Raw genomic sequence first — 971 nt, forward strand, 5'->3', positions numbered from 1 at the left:
AAGCGCTTCGACTTCAAATGCCCCATCGAGGTGATGGGAGAGGTCATGCAAAATGCCATGGCGATGCGGCATGATGCTCCGGCTTCAATTCAATAACCGTGTTGCACTCAGCTCCTGCAACCGCCCTGGTAAACGAAGCGCTTGAAGATGAATACCGACGGCGGGTAATCGCCCTCCACCAGCCGCTGCTCTGCTCGTCGCTGGAGTCGACTCGATAGCGATGCCCCGCCCAAATTTTGAACCGCCGGTGTCTCACCTCGTCGCGCAGCGGCTGAAGCATCTGCGCAAGGGGAGGCCTTTCAGCATCAGGTGCCTTGCAGGGCTTGGTTCGAGCTCGGCCATCTCCAAGGCAGTCGCCCAGCTTGTTCGCCGTGGCGAGCTTGAGCGTGTGTATCGTGGCATCTACATGCGGCCGAAATACAGTCAGTACACTGGTCGGGTTCATCGTCCTGGGCCTTGGGACTTGGTGAATCTGATTGCCAGGCAGAACCGTTGGAAGCTGCAGATCCACGGCACTGATGCCGTGAGGCGATTCGGGCTGAGTACACAAATGCCGGTCATTCCGATCTACTATTAACCCGGCAATTTAACAGGGCAAGTAGCGATCAATCTTTATATCCATAAGCTATTGAATTTAATGGTTTTTGTGAATGCTTGAGATGTGCTATTTGATTGCCGCGTTAATACACGAGTGGCCCCAGCCGATCGATATTTGTGGGGAAGGCCGAGATCAGGCTCGTGCATGCTGCTCCGATGGTGATGCAATGCGCAGGAACCAAAGTGGGGATGACCATCAGCGCTTTGTTTTATCTCGGCAAAGGCGGTACTACGCCGGAGTGTGTTGCTGGGCGGTTGCAGGAGCTGAGTGCAACACGGTTATTGAATTGAAGCCGGAGCATCATGCCGCATCGCCATGGCATTTTGCATGACCTCTCCCATCACCTCGATGGGGCATTTGAAGTCGAAGCGCT

General features: G+C 54.8%; 1 protein-coding gene. It reads left to right on the forward strand.

Annotated elements, in window-relative coordinates; translation table 11 throughout:
* Positions 1-220: 220 nt before the first annotated feature.
* Positions 221-577, forward strand: coding sequence for a DUF6088 family protein (locus tag DMX10_RS33415; protein WP_234462272.1), 357 nt, complete (start codon positions 221-223; stop codon positions 575-577).
* Positions 578-971: the final 394 nt, after the last annotated feature.

Source organism: Pseudomonas sp. 57B-090624 (genome assembly GCF_003234055.1).
Taxonomy (GTDB): Bacteria; Pseudomonadota; Gammaproteobacteria; order Pseudomonadales; family Pseudomonadaceae; genus Metapseudomonas; species Metapseudomonas tohonis.

Bases quoted from the DNA above. Each gene is read 5' to 3' on its own strand.
- DMX10_RS33415 (WP_234462272.1), top strand. From the start codon at position 221: ATGCCCCGCCCAAATTTTGAACCGCCGGTGTCTCACCTCGTCGCGCAG.